The sequence below is a fragment of the Mesorhizobium sp. BR1-1-4 genome, assembly GCF_020165375.1.
In the GTDB taxonomy this organism is placed as follows: domain Bacteria; phylum Pseudomonadota; class Alphaproteobacteria; order Rhizobiales; family Rhizobiaceae; genus Mesorhizobium; species Mesorhizobium australicum.
Window position 1 is genome coordinate 230,940 of the sequence record NZ_JAIUIB010000008.1, and the last position, 14,945, is coordinate 245,884.

A 14,945-nucleotide genomic window follows, 5' to 3' on the forward strand; every position below is an offset into this window, starting at 1 on the left:
CACCATCGTCACCCCGCCGACTTCGCCAGCTGCATGTCCACGAACTGCACACCCCTGGCAGCCACCCCTGCCCATTCCGAGACCGCGTCGAGCTCCAGGTACCGCATCCACAACCGCCGCGCCTCGAGCAGATTGCCGGCGTCAAACTCCAGCCGCGCCAGATTGAACACCGGGTCGGCATAAGTCTTGTCGAGCGCGATCGCCTTCTGCAAATGCCTTCGCGCCGAAGCGTCGCGCCCTTGCTCGCTCATCAGCCCGGCCAGGTTGAACCAGGCTTCGACGAAGGCCGGATCGAGCTTGATCGCCCTGGCATAATCATGCGCGGCTTCCGCCACGCGCCCGGACCCGCGCAAACAGTTGGCGCGGTTGAAGGCGGCGATGGCGTCGGTGGGATCGATGGCGAGGCAGCGCTGGTAGAGTGCGGCGGCCCCGTCATGGTCGCCGCTCTCCTCGGCGGCTTCCGCCTCGGCGAACAAATCTTCCAGCGTGTCGTCGCCTTGTGCGGCGGCGCCGAGATCGAACAGCAGCTGCCCGTCGAGCTCGCTCTGGCCGCCTTCGAGGTAGATGGCGTCGGGGCGGCCGTGCTGCGAGCCGACATTGAGCGACTTGGCGGTCAGCGAAGCCACCGGGCCGGAGCGGTGGACGGAGCGCGCGATCGCGCCCCATGTCGCGCCCCCGGCGATCAGCCCCGCATATTTGCGCGCCAGGATCAGGTCGCGGAAGGAATAGGGCTCGCCATCATGCTCGAAGGCGTCGAACAGGCTGAGCCTGTCGAGATCGGCGCCGGACAGCCTTGACTGGTCGATCAGCGATTGGCGCGACAGCGAAGAGGCCTCGGGCGCCTTCATCAGCCCGAGCAGCCGCAGGAAACCGTTCTCGCTCATGAGAATGCGCCCGGCCGCGCGCTCGGCGTCGAGGCGACGTTCGATCTCGCTATCGCTATTTTTGGTGAGTCCGGCCTTGGTCAGTCCCGCCTTGACCAACAATGCGCGTCCGAACACGACATGCGTGGTGCGGCGGGTGACGCCGCGCCTGAGCTGGCCGTGCTGGCGCTCCACCTCGCGTGCGGCGAGCCTGAGCGGAAACGCCGCCAGTGCGCCGATCGTGCCGAAGACAGCGCCCGGAACGGCCGGAGCCGTCATTTCTTGCTCTTGCCGACCGCCTTGAGCAGGTTGGCCTTGAGCGGATTTTCAGGCGCACCACCCGCGGCCGCCTTCTTCGCGGCGGGCTTGGCGGGCTCGTCGGCCTTGCTCTTCGACTTGGCCGGCGGCTTCGACTGAGACAGGCTGGCCTTCAGCGCATCCATCAGGTTGATGACGTTGCCGCGCTCCGGTGCCGCCGCGATGATCGGCTTGTGGCCCTTCAGCTTCTCGCGGATCATCGTCATCAGCGCGACCTCGTAGCGGTCCTCGTAATTCTTCGGATCGAAGGTGGTTTCCTTCTGCTTGATCAGCGCTTCGGCAAGCTGCAGCATTTCCGGGTCAGGCTTGCCGGCTGGAATGTTGCCGAAATATTCAGCCGTCCCACGCACTTCGTTCGGGTTCCTCAACGTGCACACGAACATCCCGTTCTCGCGCGCGCCGATCGTCACCACGCGCTCGCGGCTGGACAGCACCAGCCTGGCGATGGCGAGCTTGCCGGATTTGCGCATCGCTTCGCGCAGCACGGCGAAAGTCTCTTCCGCCATCGCCCCGTCCGGCGCCATGTAATAGGGCGCGTCCTGGTAGATAACGTCGACCTCGTCCTCGTCGACGAAGGCCTCGATGTTCATCGTGTGGTTGGATTCGATGCGCACCGCGTCGAGGTCGGCATCGTCGATGATGATGTACTGCTTGTCCTCGTACTCGTAGCCCTTGACCAGATCCGCCCGCTCGACGAGCCCCAGTTCAGGGTCGACCGGCTTCATGTTGATGCGGTTGTGGGTCTTCTTGTGCAGCTGGTTGAACGAGATGCGCTCGCTGGCGCTGGTGGCGGGGTATAGCCGCACCGGACAGCTGACGAGACTGAGTTTGAGGTAACCCTTCCAACTTGCCCTGGGCGCCATGATGAACTCCTACGCGGCCATGCACTGACTGTTACTTCGCAGCGCTTCGTCCGAAGGACGAACAAGGCTGCGCGAATCCTACACCGACCCCGCACAATATCGACAAATCCCTGACGAAATCTTCCCGCCGGGGCTGCGAGAGGACCGGCGACAAGATAATTCAAATTGTCGAAAGCGTCGATGGCGTTTGAGCCGACACGCCGGCGACCACAGCGAACGCTCCACGCTTCGTCATCCTAGGGCGTAGCAAGGAGCGAAGCGACGCGCGCAGACCCTAGGATCCATGCCGTGACCTACAAGCGTTGCCGCGGTGAAGGAAAGCTCACCATCCAGTCCCGCGAAAGAGTTCGAACCAGTCTGGATTGGCCTTCTCGATCAGTTCAAATTTCCATAGGCGCGGCCAGCGCTTAAGTGACTTCTCGCGCTGGATTGCATCGGTAATGTCGAAATATTCCTCATACCAGACCAGCCGTTGCACGCCGTATTGGCTGGTGAAACGCGAGCCTTGGCCCGACTTGTGTTCTGGCATACGGCGACCGAGGTCATTGGTGACACCGATAGATTGTGCCACGCTTCTGGCTCGCGGTCATGTAGACGTATCCGGTCATCTGAACAGGTGCATTCTACAACAACGGTCGCGGCATGGATCCTAGGGTCTTCGCGACGGAGCTTCGCTCCTGCTTCGCTCTAGGATGACGAAGTTCAGGAGCCCTGGTCGTCGAAGGGCGCCTCAAAGCCCGTTTACCTTTCCCGAGACCACCGGCAGATCCCTGGCGAAGTCGTCGATCTCAGCCCACGGATCGCCCGACGTCTCCAGCAGCCCCGGCAGCGACGCATAATTTAAATCCTGCGGTGCATCGATCGCCTCCAGATCGGCCCAGCTCACCGGTGTCGAGGCCGGCAGGTTGGTTCGGGCGCGCAGCGAATAGGGCGCGGCCGAGGTGTGGCCACGCGCGTTGCGGTGATAGTCGATGAAGATGCGCCGCTTGCGGTTTTCCTTGCCCATTGTGGTGGTGAAGGTGTCGGGCGCGGTGGCCGCTAGATGCGTTGATATGGCGCTGGTTGCCTGATGCAGCTTCTTCCAGTTCTGCTTTTGCGTCACCGGCACGGTGATGTGGATACCGCTGCCGCCGGAGGTTTTTGCGAACGGCACCAGGCCAAGCCCCTCCAGCTCGCCCTTGATGTGCACGGCGGCCTCCACCACCTCGCGCCAGGAAATCCCCTCGCCCGGGTCGAGGTCGAGGACGATCTGGTCGGGCTTGTCGAGGCTCGAGCGATGCGTGCCCCAGGTGTGGAACTCGACGACGCCGAACTGCGCCAGCGCCAGGTATCCTTTCGCGCCCTCGACCGAGAGATAGGACTTGGTCTCGCCCTCGGAATTGGTCGCCTGGAATGTCACCACCGAAGGCGGCATGCCGGTGAACGCATGACGCTGGAAGAAGCAGTCCTTGGGCAGGCCGGTCGGGCAGCGCACCAGCGACGCCGGGCGGCCAAGGATGTGCGGCAGCATGAAGTCGCCGACCAGCGCGTAATAGACGGCGATGTCGAGCTTGGTCGGGCCGGTCTTGCCGAACAGCCGCCGCGTCGGGTTTGTCACCCAGATGGTGGCGAGATCGGTTTCGGCGATCAGGCGCTTGCGCGTCGAGGAGACCGGCGTCGACAGGCCGACATCCCTGAGGCCCCGGAACACACCGTGGCGCAACGAATTGTCCGCGGTTCGATTGGCGTAGTGGATGCGCGCCGAAAACAGCGGCTTGACCCAGTGCATCTCGCGCATGATTTCGCGCGGCACGCCTTCCGGCGGCGTGGCGCCGGATGTGAGCGGCTCAAGCCGGGCCAGCAGGTCGGCCGCGGTCCCGGCATCGAAGCCGGTGCCGACCTTGCCGCGATAGTGCAGTTCGCCGTCCACCCACTCGGCCATGCCGAGCGCGGCCAGCCCCTCGGCCGCGTCCGAAATGGTGTAGCCGGCGATGACGAAATCGTCCTTTTCGAGCGCCTTGGTCTTGGTCCAGCTCTTGGTGCGGCCGCTCTGATAGATCGCGGTGGCGCGCTTGGAGACCACGCCCTCCAGGCCGAGTTCCGTCACCTGGTCGTAAAGCGCTTGCCCGGAACCCTCGACATGGTCGGAGAACTGGATCGCGGAGTTGGTGGCAAGCCCGCCAAGCAGTTCGGCCAACAGCGCCTTGCGCCGGATGAGCGGCACCTTGATCAGGTCCCAGCCGTCGAGATGCAGCAGGTCGAAGGCGTAGAAATGCAGCTTGCTGCCGGCGCCCGCTGCCAGCGCGTCCTGCAACAGCGCAAAGCGGGAAATGCCCTTGGCATCGAGCACGACGATCTCACCGTCGATGATCGTCTCGCGGCACGGCAGCTTGGCGAACGCATGTGGCAAGTCGCCATAGCGTCTCGTCCAGTCGATGCCACCGCGCGTGATCAGCCGCACCTGCCCGTCGGAGATATGCGCCATGGTGCGGTAGCCGTCGAATTTGATCTCGTGCAGCCAGAGCTCGTTCGTATTCTCGGCAAGGCCTTCGCCGCCCGGCGGCTTCGGCACCTGTGTTGCCAGTTGCGGCTCGATGCGGCTCAGCGCCGGCGCCTTGGCCGCACCCGGCAGGTCGCCCGGCTTCAGCGAACCGGGCTTTGGCGCGGACTTCGCGGCCGGCTTAGGCGGCGCTGCCAGCTCCTCGATGCGCAAGCCGGATTTCACGCTTTCCGGCCGCGCTTCGAGGATATTCAGCCCCGTGTCGGCGGCGAGGTCGCGCTCCTTGAACAGCAGCCAGTTCTTCTTGGCCTCGTCTTCGCCGGGCTTTGGCTTCAGCCGGGTCAACATCCAGCCGCCATTGAGCTTTTCGCCGGCCAGCCGGAACTTGAAGGCGCCGGTGCGCAGGCTTTTGTCGACATCGTCCATCGGCGCCCAGCTGCCTGTGTCCCAGACGATCATCGGCCCGCCGCCATATTCGCCTTCGGGAATGACGCCCTCGAAATCGATGTATTCGAGCGGATGGTCCTCGGTCTCCACCGCCAGCCTTTTGTCGGCTGGGTTGAGCGATGGCCCGCGCGGCACCGCCCAGCTTTTCAAGACATCGCCAACCTGCAGGCGCAGATCGTAGTGGTCCGCCGTAGCGTGATGCTTATGGATGACGAAGCGGTTGCCGCCTCCGGTCATCAGCCCGCCGGCCGGCTCCGGCGTCTTCGAGAACTCGCGCTTGGCGCGATAGGATCCGAGCTTGGCGGGCGGCATGTCAAAAGCCGAGCCTAGCGGAAACCAACAACCGCCTCGTTCCTTCGCGCCGTGGGGCGCTATCTTGGCACCGCTCGCGATTTATCACGTGGTCTCAGTCGTCCGTCGCCGGCGTCAGCTCCAGCTCGGCTGGCGACAAACCCTGCTGCAACTGGCTCAGCCGGAACTCATCCACCCAGTAGGCCTCGCCGTCGACCAGCACGCGCGCACTGTAGGTGCCGCCTGAGAAACGCTGCGCGGTGACGTAGACCTTGTGGCGGTCAAGTGCCTTGCGCACCGCGGCGCGCTTGGAGTTCTGGCCGTTCACGGCAGTGGACATGCGCTTCGCCCTCGGTCGCCTGACACGGAACTCGGCCGCTTTTGGCGGCCCGGCGACTGGTCCCAAGGATGGCGGAGACGCGCGCGCCTGTCAATTTCGCGGGCGGCGTCCTTCAGGTCTTCAACCGCCGGAAACGGCGCATCACGCCCTGCACGGCCTTGTAAAGCCGCGGCTTGGAGCGCACGAACAGCTCGGCCTTGCAGCGCAGCCTGATATAGGTGGTCGAGCCCCTGCCCTTCAGCGTCATCGCCTCGCACAGTTCGGCCAGCACCGAGTTCGAGGCGCCGATATGCTGCTTGTATCCCTGTCCGCCGACCGAGAGGTCGAAATAGCCGAGCCCTTGCGCCCGTGCCCACACCATCAGCTTGCCGATCATCGTCAGGCCCGGCGCGACGTTGGCCACCGCGTCCTGGTCGATCCCGAGCAGCAGGGCGTGCAAGGTGCCCTTCATGACCAGCACGTACATGACAGCGAGATAGGCCTGGCCGACGCGCAGCCCGAACAGCCGCACCGAGCCGTCGGAAAGCCCCTGCAGGGCGGCGTTGCGGTAGAACTCCACGATCGGCGCCTGCGTCAAAAGGTCGAAGCGCCCGAGTTCGCGAAAGCGGTTGAGCCTGAGGTCGAGCAGCCTGCCGAACTGCTCCTCGATCATCTCAGGCGTCTCGGCTTCGACCAGTGCGAGGCCTCCGAGTTGTTCGAAGCGGCGGCAGTGCTTGTTGAAATTCTTGGTGAACGAGGATTTGCAGATACGCTTGACCAGCGTCTCCGGCTCGCCATCCATGACCAGACCCGAGGCGATCTGAATGGAGTCGCGCGCCGCCGAAAGCAGCGCCAGCGGATTGGCCACGCCGTGGATTTCCCGCGGAATCCCCGCAATATGGATGCGGTCGGCCGGCGGCAGCACGGCGCGGACCGCGGCCCAGGCGGCGTCGGCGTTTTGCCTGGTCCAAGGCCTGGCATCGGCCAGCAGCGGCGCCGAATAATCGCACACCCCGCAGCTCGGCCATTCGATCACGGAGTGGCCGAGCGCCCGGCGCCGCATCAGCGGCAGCAGCATGACATGCGCGCCCGTGGCGGCATCATTGACCTCGACGACGAGCAGATCGGCGCTTTTGGGCATCAGCCGCCCGGCGATCCCTTCCACCCAGGCAAGGCCCTGGTGACCGGTGCACAAACCGGTCTCCTCAAGACGCTGCCAGAGCTGCCTTACGGTGTCGAAGCTCGTGTGCAGCCGCGCCGTATAGCGCGCGGTGGCGCCCATGCCTGCTCTAACCGGCGAAATCGGCTGAACCGGTGCATCCGCTGTCGCGACCAACCGCACTGCCTGGCTTGCCACATGCCTCTCCCATTCGTTCTGGGGCGCATGGGCATTATCCACGCAAGCGCCGAAAACCCCGCATTGTTCCCTGGACCGCGTTGAGCAGCCTTGGGCTGGAGCGTACGAAAGCCTCGACCCGCCTGCGGAACTCGATGGCGGTGGTCGCCACACTGCCCCGCATCGTGAACCCATGGCAGAGTTCGACCAATACCGAACCCTTGGCGCCCATATGTTCCTTGTAGCTCTGGTTGCCGACCGACAGGTCGAAATATCCAAAGCCTCGTTCGCGCGCCCAGCCGATCAACCTGCCCATGATTGCAAGCCCCGGCGAGACATTGGGCACGACGCCCTGGTCCATTGCTATCAGCAGAGCATGAACAGTCCCTTGATGCACGAGCAGATATTGAACCGCGATCAGAGCCTCGCCGACGAGCAGCCCGAAAAGCCGCACAGAGCCGTCCAACAGGCCCTGAACAGCCGCGTTCCGGTAAAATTCGACGATGTTCTCCTGGGTCAGCAGATCGAAGCGACCAAGCTCGCGAAAGCGGTCGAGCCGCATCCGCACCAGTTCGCCGAAGATACGGTCAACCTCGGCCGGCGCCCCGGCCTCGACCAGTTCCACGCTGCCAAGCCGTTCGAGGCGGCGCCAGTCCTTGCCGAATTCCTTGACGAAGGATGGCCTGCAGAGACGCTTGAGCACTGTTTCGGGATCGCCGTCGATGGCGAGGCCGAAAGTGGTCTGGATGGAATCGCGCGTGGCCGACAGCAAGGCCAGCGGATTGGCGACGCCCTGAATCTGTCGGGGAATCCCCACGATGTGGACGCGGTCCGCCGGCGGCAGCGCCGAGCGCACCGCCGCCCACGCAGCCTGCGCGGATTGCCGCGTCCACGGGCTGGCATCGGCCAGCAGCGGTGCCGAATAGTCGCAGACGCCACAGCTCAACCATTCGACCACCCAATGATGGAAGGCCCTGCGCCGCATCAGCGGCACCAGCATCCTGGGTTCGCCGGTCGTGGCGTCGCCCACCTCGACGATGAGGAGTTCGGCGCCTTCCGGCAGCAGCCGCGTGGCGATCCCTTCCGCCCAGGCGTAATTCTGGTGGCCGGTGCACACACCGCTTTCCTGGAGGCGCAGCCAGAGTGGCCTGACCGCCTCGAGGCTGGTGTGCAGTTTTGCCGTATAGGCGTCGTTCGCCGCGACGGAGGTGGGATGCGAGACCTGCCCGCCAGGCAAGTCGGTCATCGCGGCAATTTGCACTGCGTGGCCTGTCACATCCTTCTCCTATCGCTTGACCGCGGCGAACGAAACCGCCCGTCGCCAGGAGCCCAGGCGGCTGTCGCGCTGCTGGTCCGGGTGTTCGATGTTCCACATGCGGTGATGCACGAAATACCATGATGCCACGAGCACGAAGATCTCGGACACCGCCGAACCCAGCAGCGCCCATGGCGGGGAGGCGATCGACAGCAGGATGGCGATCAACGCCAGCCCGACGATGGCGCCGCCCAGGGTTATGAACGCGACGATGCGGAAGTCACCCATTATCTCGAGCACGATGCGGGGCATGATGTAGAGCATGATCGGAACGAAATTCGCGATCACGAAAAACCCGATAAATCCCACCGACGCGTCCTGGAGAGCCTGGGACTTTATCATCGGCAGGACGAACAGGATGGCGCATCCATAGACAACCGCGCCAAGGCCCATGACAACGGCCCACAGCTTTGCCTGCGCCCAGACACGGCGCGTTTCGTTGTTGCGCATCAGCTTGGCGAGTTCGGGCTGCGTCATGTTCACGAAGGCAAGACTGCTGATGCGCAGCGGCGCGAACAGCACCAGCACCGCCGCCAGCGGCGCATAGGCGGCCGGCCCGGCAATGCCCGCGACCAGCAGCGCCAGGCATTGCCCCTGGATGTTGGTGGTGGTGGCGCTGAATGCCGACCAGCAGAGCTGGGACCACAGCCTCGCATAGCGCCGCCGCGTCGGCATGCGGAAGCTGATGCGCATCGTGCGGCGCGCCAGCCTGACCAGGATGAAGATGCCAAACACATTGGCCGCCGCGAGCGCATAGAACACGGTCTGCAGCGCGTCCTTGGCCAGCCAGATCGCCAGGCCGGCCATAACCGTTCCGGCGATCGTGAAGGCGGCATCGCTGACGGAAACGATCACCTGCTGGCGGCGCGCGAAGAAGGCCGTGCGCATGTGGCTGCGCAGCGACCATGCGCCGACGAAACAGCCCGCGGCAATTCCGCTGGGGTCGCCCAAGAGACGCATCACGATCGCCGTGCCGACGGCCATCAGCACGGCAACGACCAGCGCCGCCGTCCCGAAGGCGACGTCATAGGCATCGACGCCGGCGCTGTTGGTGCTCTTGCCCATCCATATCGAGGCCGGGACGGCGGTGAGCGACCTGATGTAGGACAGGCCGACGCCGCCCATCACCATGCCGATGGCAAAGAGGCCGTAGCCTTGCGCCGAAAGCATATGCAGCAGCGCGATGTTGAGGGCGAAGTGGAAGCCGCTCTGCATCGCCTCGCCGCCGATCATCAGCACGAGACGCCGCACCAGATGGCCAGGAAGTTTCACGGCCGTGTCTCCGCCTGGCGGGTGGTTGCCGTCCGCCCCGGCCTGGCGATGGCTGTCTTCAGCTTGTCGGCGGCTATCGCCGCGATCGCCGCCGCCGCGACCGGTTCGCTGAAGACCGCCTCGTAGCGCGCCCGCCCGGCAGCGACAAAGGAGCGCCAGGCCTCGGGCCGCAGGATGATCTCCTCGAGTTTGGCTGCAAGGGCGGCGGCATCGCCGGGCGGAACATGCCAGCCGGTCTCACCGTCGCTCACCACCTCGACCAGCCCGCCGATCGCCGACACCAGCGGCGGCCGGCCGTAGGCCATCGCCTCGATGGCGACGCGGCCGAGCGATTCGGGACGCCGCGAGGGCACGGTGACGATATCGGCCCAGCGATAATGCTCGGAGGGATCGGGGATGAAGGGCAGCACGCTGACGCGTCCGCCGAGCCCCATGCTGCCGACCAGTTCGGCGAGCGCGCGTTCGCGCTCGGTACTTTCGAAGGCGCCGCCGACCAGCCGCACCTCGATCCTCGACTTGAGTTCCGCCGGCAACGAGGCGATCGCCTCCAAAAGCACTTCCTGGCCCTTGATCCTGTTGATGCGGCCAAGCAGCAGCACCTTGAGCGGCCGCTTGCCGTCATAGGTCGTCGCTTCGGCCGCGGCCGGGCCGGCAACGCCGTTATAGACCACATGGGAGCGCGCGTATCTGGGCTCGCCGAACGCGGCGCGTGTGGCGCGCGAGTTGAAGATGAGATCGGCATGGCTCCAGTGCATCAGGCCGACTAGGATCCTGCGCATGGCGCCTTCGGGAATTTCGTGGATGTGCAGCACGGCCTTGTGCGGCAGCAGGCGCGCGGCAAGCGCATAGTCGGCCACGATCGAGGTGTTGACATAGGTGAGATCGCAATCCCGGAGCCGCCGCCAGGCCCTCAGCACCGCGACCGGCAGCCGCGCCATCTCGATGGTGGCAAGGCGCGCAATCGCCTGGCGCCTCAGCACCCAGAGCGGCTCGAAGACGATCCGGGTCGCATGCGGTTCGAGGATCCGCACGATCGGTCCGCTGCGCGGCAGGACGACCTCGATATCGGCTGAAGGAAACGCGGCGCGCAACGCGGCGACGCTCTCCGCGAAGCTGCGATCGGAACCATAGAGTTCATAGCCCTGATGGACGCATGCAATCCGCATATTCCCATGCATCTTTCTGCCAGGGGTAGTTTGACGATCCCGCCGCCTGACAGAACAGGCGACTGGAGACTTCAAGCCCAACACCCCTTTGGACTTCACTTGTTGCCGGCATGGTGACGAGCGGATGTAGAACCCGGATCACCATACCAAATGCTGCACGTCCTCCGCCGGTGTGGCGCGCAGAAGTCCATGAGCAAGGATCATGCCGGCCCTGATTTCTCCGTCCGCAGGTCGCCCGGTCGCGGCATTGCCTTGTTTCGATACACATACGCTGGGATAGTTGACCGATAGTGAAACAACTCCGGCCGCTGGAAGAAATATTTTACACCCCGGTGCGATGATGGCTGGAACTGAGTCTGGCACGGGTATTCGCTGGGCTGTGTTTCCAGAGGGACGGCCGCGCATTGCGGAATCGAGCGGACTTGAAAGCGCCAGCAGCCATGAAACCTGAAATGCCCACCATCCTGATCCTCGGGACGCGCGGCATTCCAGCGGCCCATGGTGGCTTTGAAACCTTCGCCGAGAGGCTGGCGCTGTTTCTTGCCGGGCGCGGCTGGAAGGTCGGCGTCTATTGCCAGGAGGAGGTCGAGCGGGTCGACCAAAGGGTGCGTGTCGACACCTGGAACGGCATCGATCTCATCCATGTCCAGGTCGCCTCGAAAGGTCCCCGCGCGACGCTGGAATTCGACTGGCAATGCGTGCTCGACGCCGCCCGGCGGCCCGGCATCTGCCTGGTGCTCGGCTATAATGGCGCGGTCTTCCTGACCTGGCTGAGGCTGATGCGGCGCAAGATCATCACCAACATGGACGGCATCGAGTGGCGCCGGCCCAAATGGGGTGTGGCTGCGCGCACATGGTTCTGGCTAAACGAATGGATCGGCGCCTGGGCCTCGCACCGCCTGGTCGCCGACCATCCGGTGATCGCGGATCACCTGGCGACGCGCCGGCCGCGCAGCGCCATCGCCACCATCACCTATGGCGCCGACCCGGTGACATCGGCCCCGGAGGCGCCGGTGCGCGCGCTCGGCCTTGAGCCTGGCAACTACCTGATCTCGATCGCGCGCATCGAGCCCGACAACAACATCCTGCCCATGGTCGAGGCCTTCTGCAGCCAGAAGCGCGACATGAAGCTGGTGGTGCTGGGCACGCTTTCCCCCGATATCCCTTACCATGTCGCCGTCCGCAAGGCGGCGAACGCCTCGGTGGTGCTGCCCGGCGCCATCTACGACCAGGCGGCGGTGAAGGCGCTGCGTTTTCACGCGCGCGCCTATCTGCATGGCCACACCGTCGGCGGCACCAACCCGTCGCTGGTCGAGGCGTTGGCCGCCGGCAACATGGTGATCGCCCACGACAACCCCTATAACAGATGGACCGCCGGCGCGGCCGCCATCTATTTCACCGACCGGCAGAGTTGCGCCGAGCGGATGCGGCAGGCGATGGAGGATGACGCGCTGGTCAGGACCTGCGGCGCGGCCGCGAGAGCCCGCGCCAACGAAGCTTTCCGCTGGGACGATGTCCTGCTTGCCTATGAAACCGAAGCCTACCGGCTTCTGGGCGTGAGCGCCGCCGCAGCCCAGCCGGTCGACCGTCCCTCGCCCGGCGCCGTATGACGGGCTGGTCGCGACGGCGGCTGCTGAGGACCGCGCTGTCGACGGCGCTGGTGCCCGCAACGGCAGCACTCTCGTCCGCATCGCCCGCGCTGGCCGCCACCGGCGAATGGCGTTTTCGCCGCGGCGTCAACGCCTGGCCCTGGTTCGCGCTGACGCGTGAGTTTCCCGCGCCGCGCACCGACTATGACTGGCCGCCCTTCCAGTCGCAGCGGCCGGTGCCGACACCGGACGACCTTCGCCGGCTGCGCCGGACCGGGCTCGACTTCGTCCGCCTGCCGGTCGATCCCGGCCCGTTCCTGGCCGCCGATGCCGCCACGCGCGCAAAATTGCTGGCGATGCTGGACGATGCCGTCGCGGCAGTCATCGATGCGGATCTCGGCATCATCGTCAACGTGCAGGCCAACGGCGCCACCCATTACTGGAATCCCGACCGCATGGTCTCCAGCACGGCCGCGCCCGAATTCGAAGCCTATCGCGCGCTGGTCGGCACGCTTGCCGGCAGGCTGCAGCGGTTCCCGTCGGGCATGGTAGCACTGGAGCCGGTCAACGAACCGCCGCAATCCTGCTCCTCCAACGTCTGGTCGAACGTCCAGGCGGCCCTCCTGACGGCGGCCAGGGCGTCATCCCAGACGTTGCCGTTGGTCGTCACCGGCGGCTGCGGCTCGATGGTGAGCGGGCTTGCCGCGCTCGATCCGGAACCGCTGGTGGCCTTCGAGCCGATCCTGTTCACCTTCCATTTCTACGAACCCTATCTGTTCAGCCATCAGGGCGCACCCTGGATGCGCGAGCCGGTCTACCGCGCGCTCAACAACGTGCCATGGCCAGCCTCCGCCGGTTCGCTCGAACGGACGCTGGCCTCGGTCAGGGCCCGCATGGCCGGGGACACCGAAACCTCGGAAGCGGACAAGCAGGCCGCCTATGCCGAAACCGAACGCGTGCTGAAGGTCTATTTCGACGCCAGGCCAGACCGCTGGTTCGTCGACAAATATATCGGCCAGGCGCGCGATTGGGCCGACAGCCACGGCATCGCCCCGACGCGCGTCATCATGGGCGAATTCGGCGCGCTGCGCACCGACGCCCGCTACGTCGCCGCCCCCAATCCCGACCGCGCCCGCTACATCGCCGATGTCAGGCAGAGCGCCGAGGCATCCGGCTTCCCCTGGGCCTTCTGGGACCTGTTCGACGGCATGGGCATGATGAACGACAAAACCCGCTCGCTCGACCCGGCGATGGTGGATGCACTCGGGTTGAGGATGCCGGAATAACCGCCTTCCAAATGCGGCCGAGTTCCTTGTCGCCGTAGAGCAGCGCTACCTCGGCACCCCTTGTGCGCCCGGACGCCCCGCCGTCCGCGCTGGCCGCACCGGCCTGTAAAGCGCCAGCGCGATCACCACGAACTTGGTCATCAGCGTCGTCTTGGACGCCAGGCTTTCGGAGGTGTTGAGCAGGATCAGCCAGCCCAGCATCGGCAGCCAGATGCCGGGATGGCAGCGGCGTGCCACTTCGTGCATGAACAGCGCGAAGCCGAAAAACAACAGCAGGGTGAAGAAGGCGCCCTGATAGAGGAGCAGGCGGATGATCGGGTTCTCGATGCCCTGTTCGAGGCCGTTGATGCGGCGCAGGCTTTCGATGAGATCGATGTCGGGCCCCACGATCAGGTCGCGCAGTTCGAAATGCTTGAACAGCTCGAACATTTCGACGCGGGCGTTGGCGCTGCCGCTGTCGGACACGAAGCGCTCCAGCAGCGCGTCGAAGAAGCCGTAGGAGAACAGCATGACCACCACGACCGGCAGCAGCGAGGCGAGCATGACGGCAAGGGCGGCACCCGGCAGGCTGATGCGTCCTCGCCGCAGATAAGCCACGCCACTGAAAAGCAGATAGATGCCGCCGAGCACGATCGTCGTCACCATCGCCGAGCGCCCGCCAAATACCACCAGCGCCGCGCATTGCAGGCCGATCAGCCCGAGCCGCAGCGGCATGGACAGGGATTTCGAACCGGAGAGCAGCGCCAGCACATAGATCGAGGTGATCGTGGCGTTGGACAGAGGATGGCCCTGGAGCGCCGTCGAGCGCAGGTCGTTCATGAACACCTCGCCGTCGAGCCGGTAGGGAAAGACCAGCGTCTTGGTGGCGAACTCGAACAGCGCCAGCAGCGCGTTGACCGTCATCACCGCGTGCACCACGGTTTGCATGCGGGCGAACGTCTTTTCGTCGGCCTCGGCCAGCATCATCACCAGCAGCGCCGCCGCCATGAACGTGTCGATCATGCCGGCCATGCCGGGGCGCTGCCTGACGATGGCGACGACCAGCAGCATGATCGACATGACGGCCAGCAGCGCGCTGGCAGGCCGCCTGTCGGCGATGGCCAGCGTATAGCCTACCGGGTTGCCGAACGTGCAGGCGCGCCAGGCAAACATCAGCACGAGCAGATAGGTGGAAGGATGGATCTTGGTCGCCGGATTGCCGGTCAGGCCGTCGTAATTGTAGCCCACCAGCCACAGCATGCCACCCGAAATGCTGAACAGCAGCGCCACCACCGCCATAAGGCCGTAGCCGGTCACCCAGTCCACGGAATTGCCGGTGCGGGGCGCGGTCGGGGCTTGACCCTGGCCGGCCCAGCCGGCCGCCGGGGTGGCGGACCGGGCGGCGCCCCGGATGGCAGCCAT

11 protein-coding genes and 1 pseudogene are annotated in these 14,945 nt (G+C 65.3%); 2 read left to right on the forward strand and 10 right to left on the reverse strand.

The features are described from left to right. Positions 1–8 precede the first annotated feature (8 nt). From LB571_RS19280 to LB571_RS19320, 9 genes and pseudogenes are all read right to left on the reverse strand, one after another. Positions 9–1,142: a tetratricopeptide repeat protein gene (locus tag LB571_RS19280; RefSeq protein WP_224596944.1), complete on the reverse strand. Its 1,134-nt coding sequence runs from the start codon at positions 1,140–1,142 to the stop codon at positions 9–11. Further along, complete coding sequence (locus tag LB571_RS19285) at positions 1,139–2,044, reverse strand: Ku protein (protein WP_015316846.1); 906 nt, start codon at positions 2,042–2,044, stop codon at positions 1,139–1,141. Before LB571_RS19285 ends, LB571_RS19280 begins: the two co-directional genes overlap by 4 nt. A gap of 322 nt (positions 2,045–2,366) precedes the next feature. After that, positions 2,367–2,652, reverse strand: a pseudogene (locus LB571_RS19290) (GIY-YIG nuclease family protein). Positions 2,653–2,774: 122 nt separating this feature from the next. Then, positions 2,775–5,282, reverse strand: coding sequence for a DNA ligase D (gene ligD / locus LB571_RS19295; protein ID WP_224596946.1), 2,508 nt, complete (start codon positions 5,280–5,282; stop codon positions 2,775–2,777). A 94-nt stretch (positions 5,283–5,376) separates the two neighbouring features. Beyond that, positions 5,377–5,601, reverse strand: coding sequence for a hypothetical protein (locus tag LB571_RS19300; protein WP_015316844.1), 225 nt, complete (start codon positions 5,599–5,601; stop codon positions 5,377–5,379). A gap of 112 nt (positions 5,602–5,713) precedes the next feature. Further along, complete coding sequence (locus tag LB571_RS19305) at positions 5,714–6,937, reverse strand: GNAT family N-acetyltransferase (protein WP_224596948.1); 1,224 nt, start codon at positions 6,935–6,937, stop codon at positions 5,714–5,716. A gap of 34 nt (positions 6,938–6,971) precedes the next feature. After that, on the reverse strand, positions 6,972–8,192 hold the full coding sequence (locus LB571_RS19310; protein WP_140716459.1) for a GNAT family N-acetyltransferase: 1,221 nt from the start codon (positions 8,190–8,192) through the stop codon (positions 6,972–6,974). Between the two features lie 9 nt (positions 8,193–8,201). Beyond that, entirely contained in the window at positions 8,202–9,503 is a 1,302-nt protein-coding gene (locus LB571_RS19315) for a hypothetical protein (RefSeq protein WP_224596950.1), read from the reverse strand. Further along, positions 9,500–10,669: a glycosyltransferase family 4 protein gene (locus tag LB571_RS19320; protein WP_083883006.1), complete on the reverse strand. Its 1,170-nt coding sequence runs from the start codon at positions 10,667–10,669 to the stop codon at positions 9,500–9,502. Before LB571_RS19320 ends, LB571_RS19315 begins: the two co-directional genes overlap by 4 nt. 440 nt (positions 10,670–11,109) lie before the next feature. Here LB571_RS19320 and LB571_RS19325 point away from each other — a divergent pair, with 440 nt between their 5' ends. Next, positions 11,110–12,279: a DUF1972 domain-containing protein gene (locus LB571_RS19325; RefSeq protein WP_224596953.1), complete on the forward strand. Its 1,170-nt coding sequence runs from the start codon at positions 11,110–11,112 to the stop codon at positions 12,277–12,279. Continuing rightward, a complete protein-coding gene (locus tag LB571_RS19330; RefSeq protein WP_224596955.1) occupies positions 12,276–13,544 on the forward strand; it encodes a glycoside hydrolase family 5 protein in 1,269 nt (422 codons plus the stop codon). Before LB571_RS19325 ends, LB571_RS19330 begins: the two co-directional genes overlap by 4 nt. A gap of 45 nt (positions 13,545–13,589) precedes the next feature. On the opposite strand, the gene LB571_RS19335 is transcribed toward LB571_RS19330, so the two are convergent. Then, positions 13,590–14,945 (reverse strand): VpsF family polysaccharide biosynthesis protein, encoded by a 1,356-nt coding sequence (locus tag LB571_RS19335; RefSeq protein ID WP_224596956.1) that lies wholly within the window; start codon positions 14,943–14,945, stop codon positions 13,590–13,592.

Coding starts and splice junctions, on each gene's coding strand:
- LB571_RS19280 (WP_224596944.1), bottom strand. CDS start 1,142: ATGACGGCTCCGGCCGTTCCGGGCGCTGTCTTCGGCACGATCGGCGCA.
- LB571_RS19285 (WP_015316846.1), bottom strand. CDS start 2,044: ATGGCGCCCAGGGCAAGTTGGAAGGGTTACCTCAAACTCAGTCTCGTC.
- ligD (WP_224596946.1), bottom strand. CDS start 5,282: ATGCCGCCCGCCAAGCTCGGATCCTATCGCGCCAAGCGCGAGTTCTCG.
- LB571_RS19300 (WP_015316844.1), bottom strand. CDS start 5,601: ATGTCCACTGCCGTGAACGGCCAGAACTCCAAGCGCGCCGCGGTGCGC.
- LB571_RS19320 (WP_083883006.1), bottom strand. CDS start 10,669: ATGCGGATTGCATGCGTCCATCAGGGCTATGAACTCTATGGTTCCGAT.
- LB571_RS19325 (WP_224596953.1), top strand. CDS start 11,110: ATGAAACCTGAAATGCCCACCATCCTGATCCTCGGGACGCGCGGCATT.
- LB571_RS19330 (WP_224596955.1), top strand. CDS start 12,276: ATGACGGGCTGGTCGCGACGGCGGCTGCTGAGGACCGCGCTGTCGACG.
- LB571_RS19335 (WP_224596956.1), bottom strand. CDS start 14,945: ATGGCTGCCATCCGGGGCGCCGCCCGGTCCGCCACCCCGGCGGCCGGC.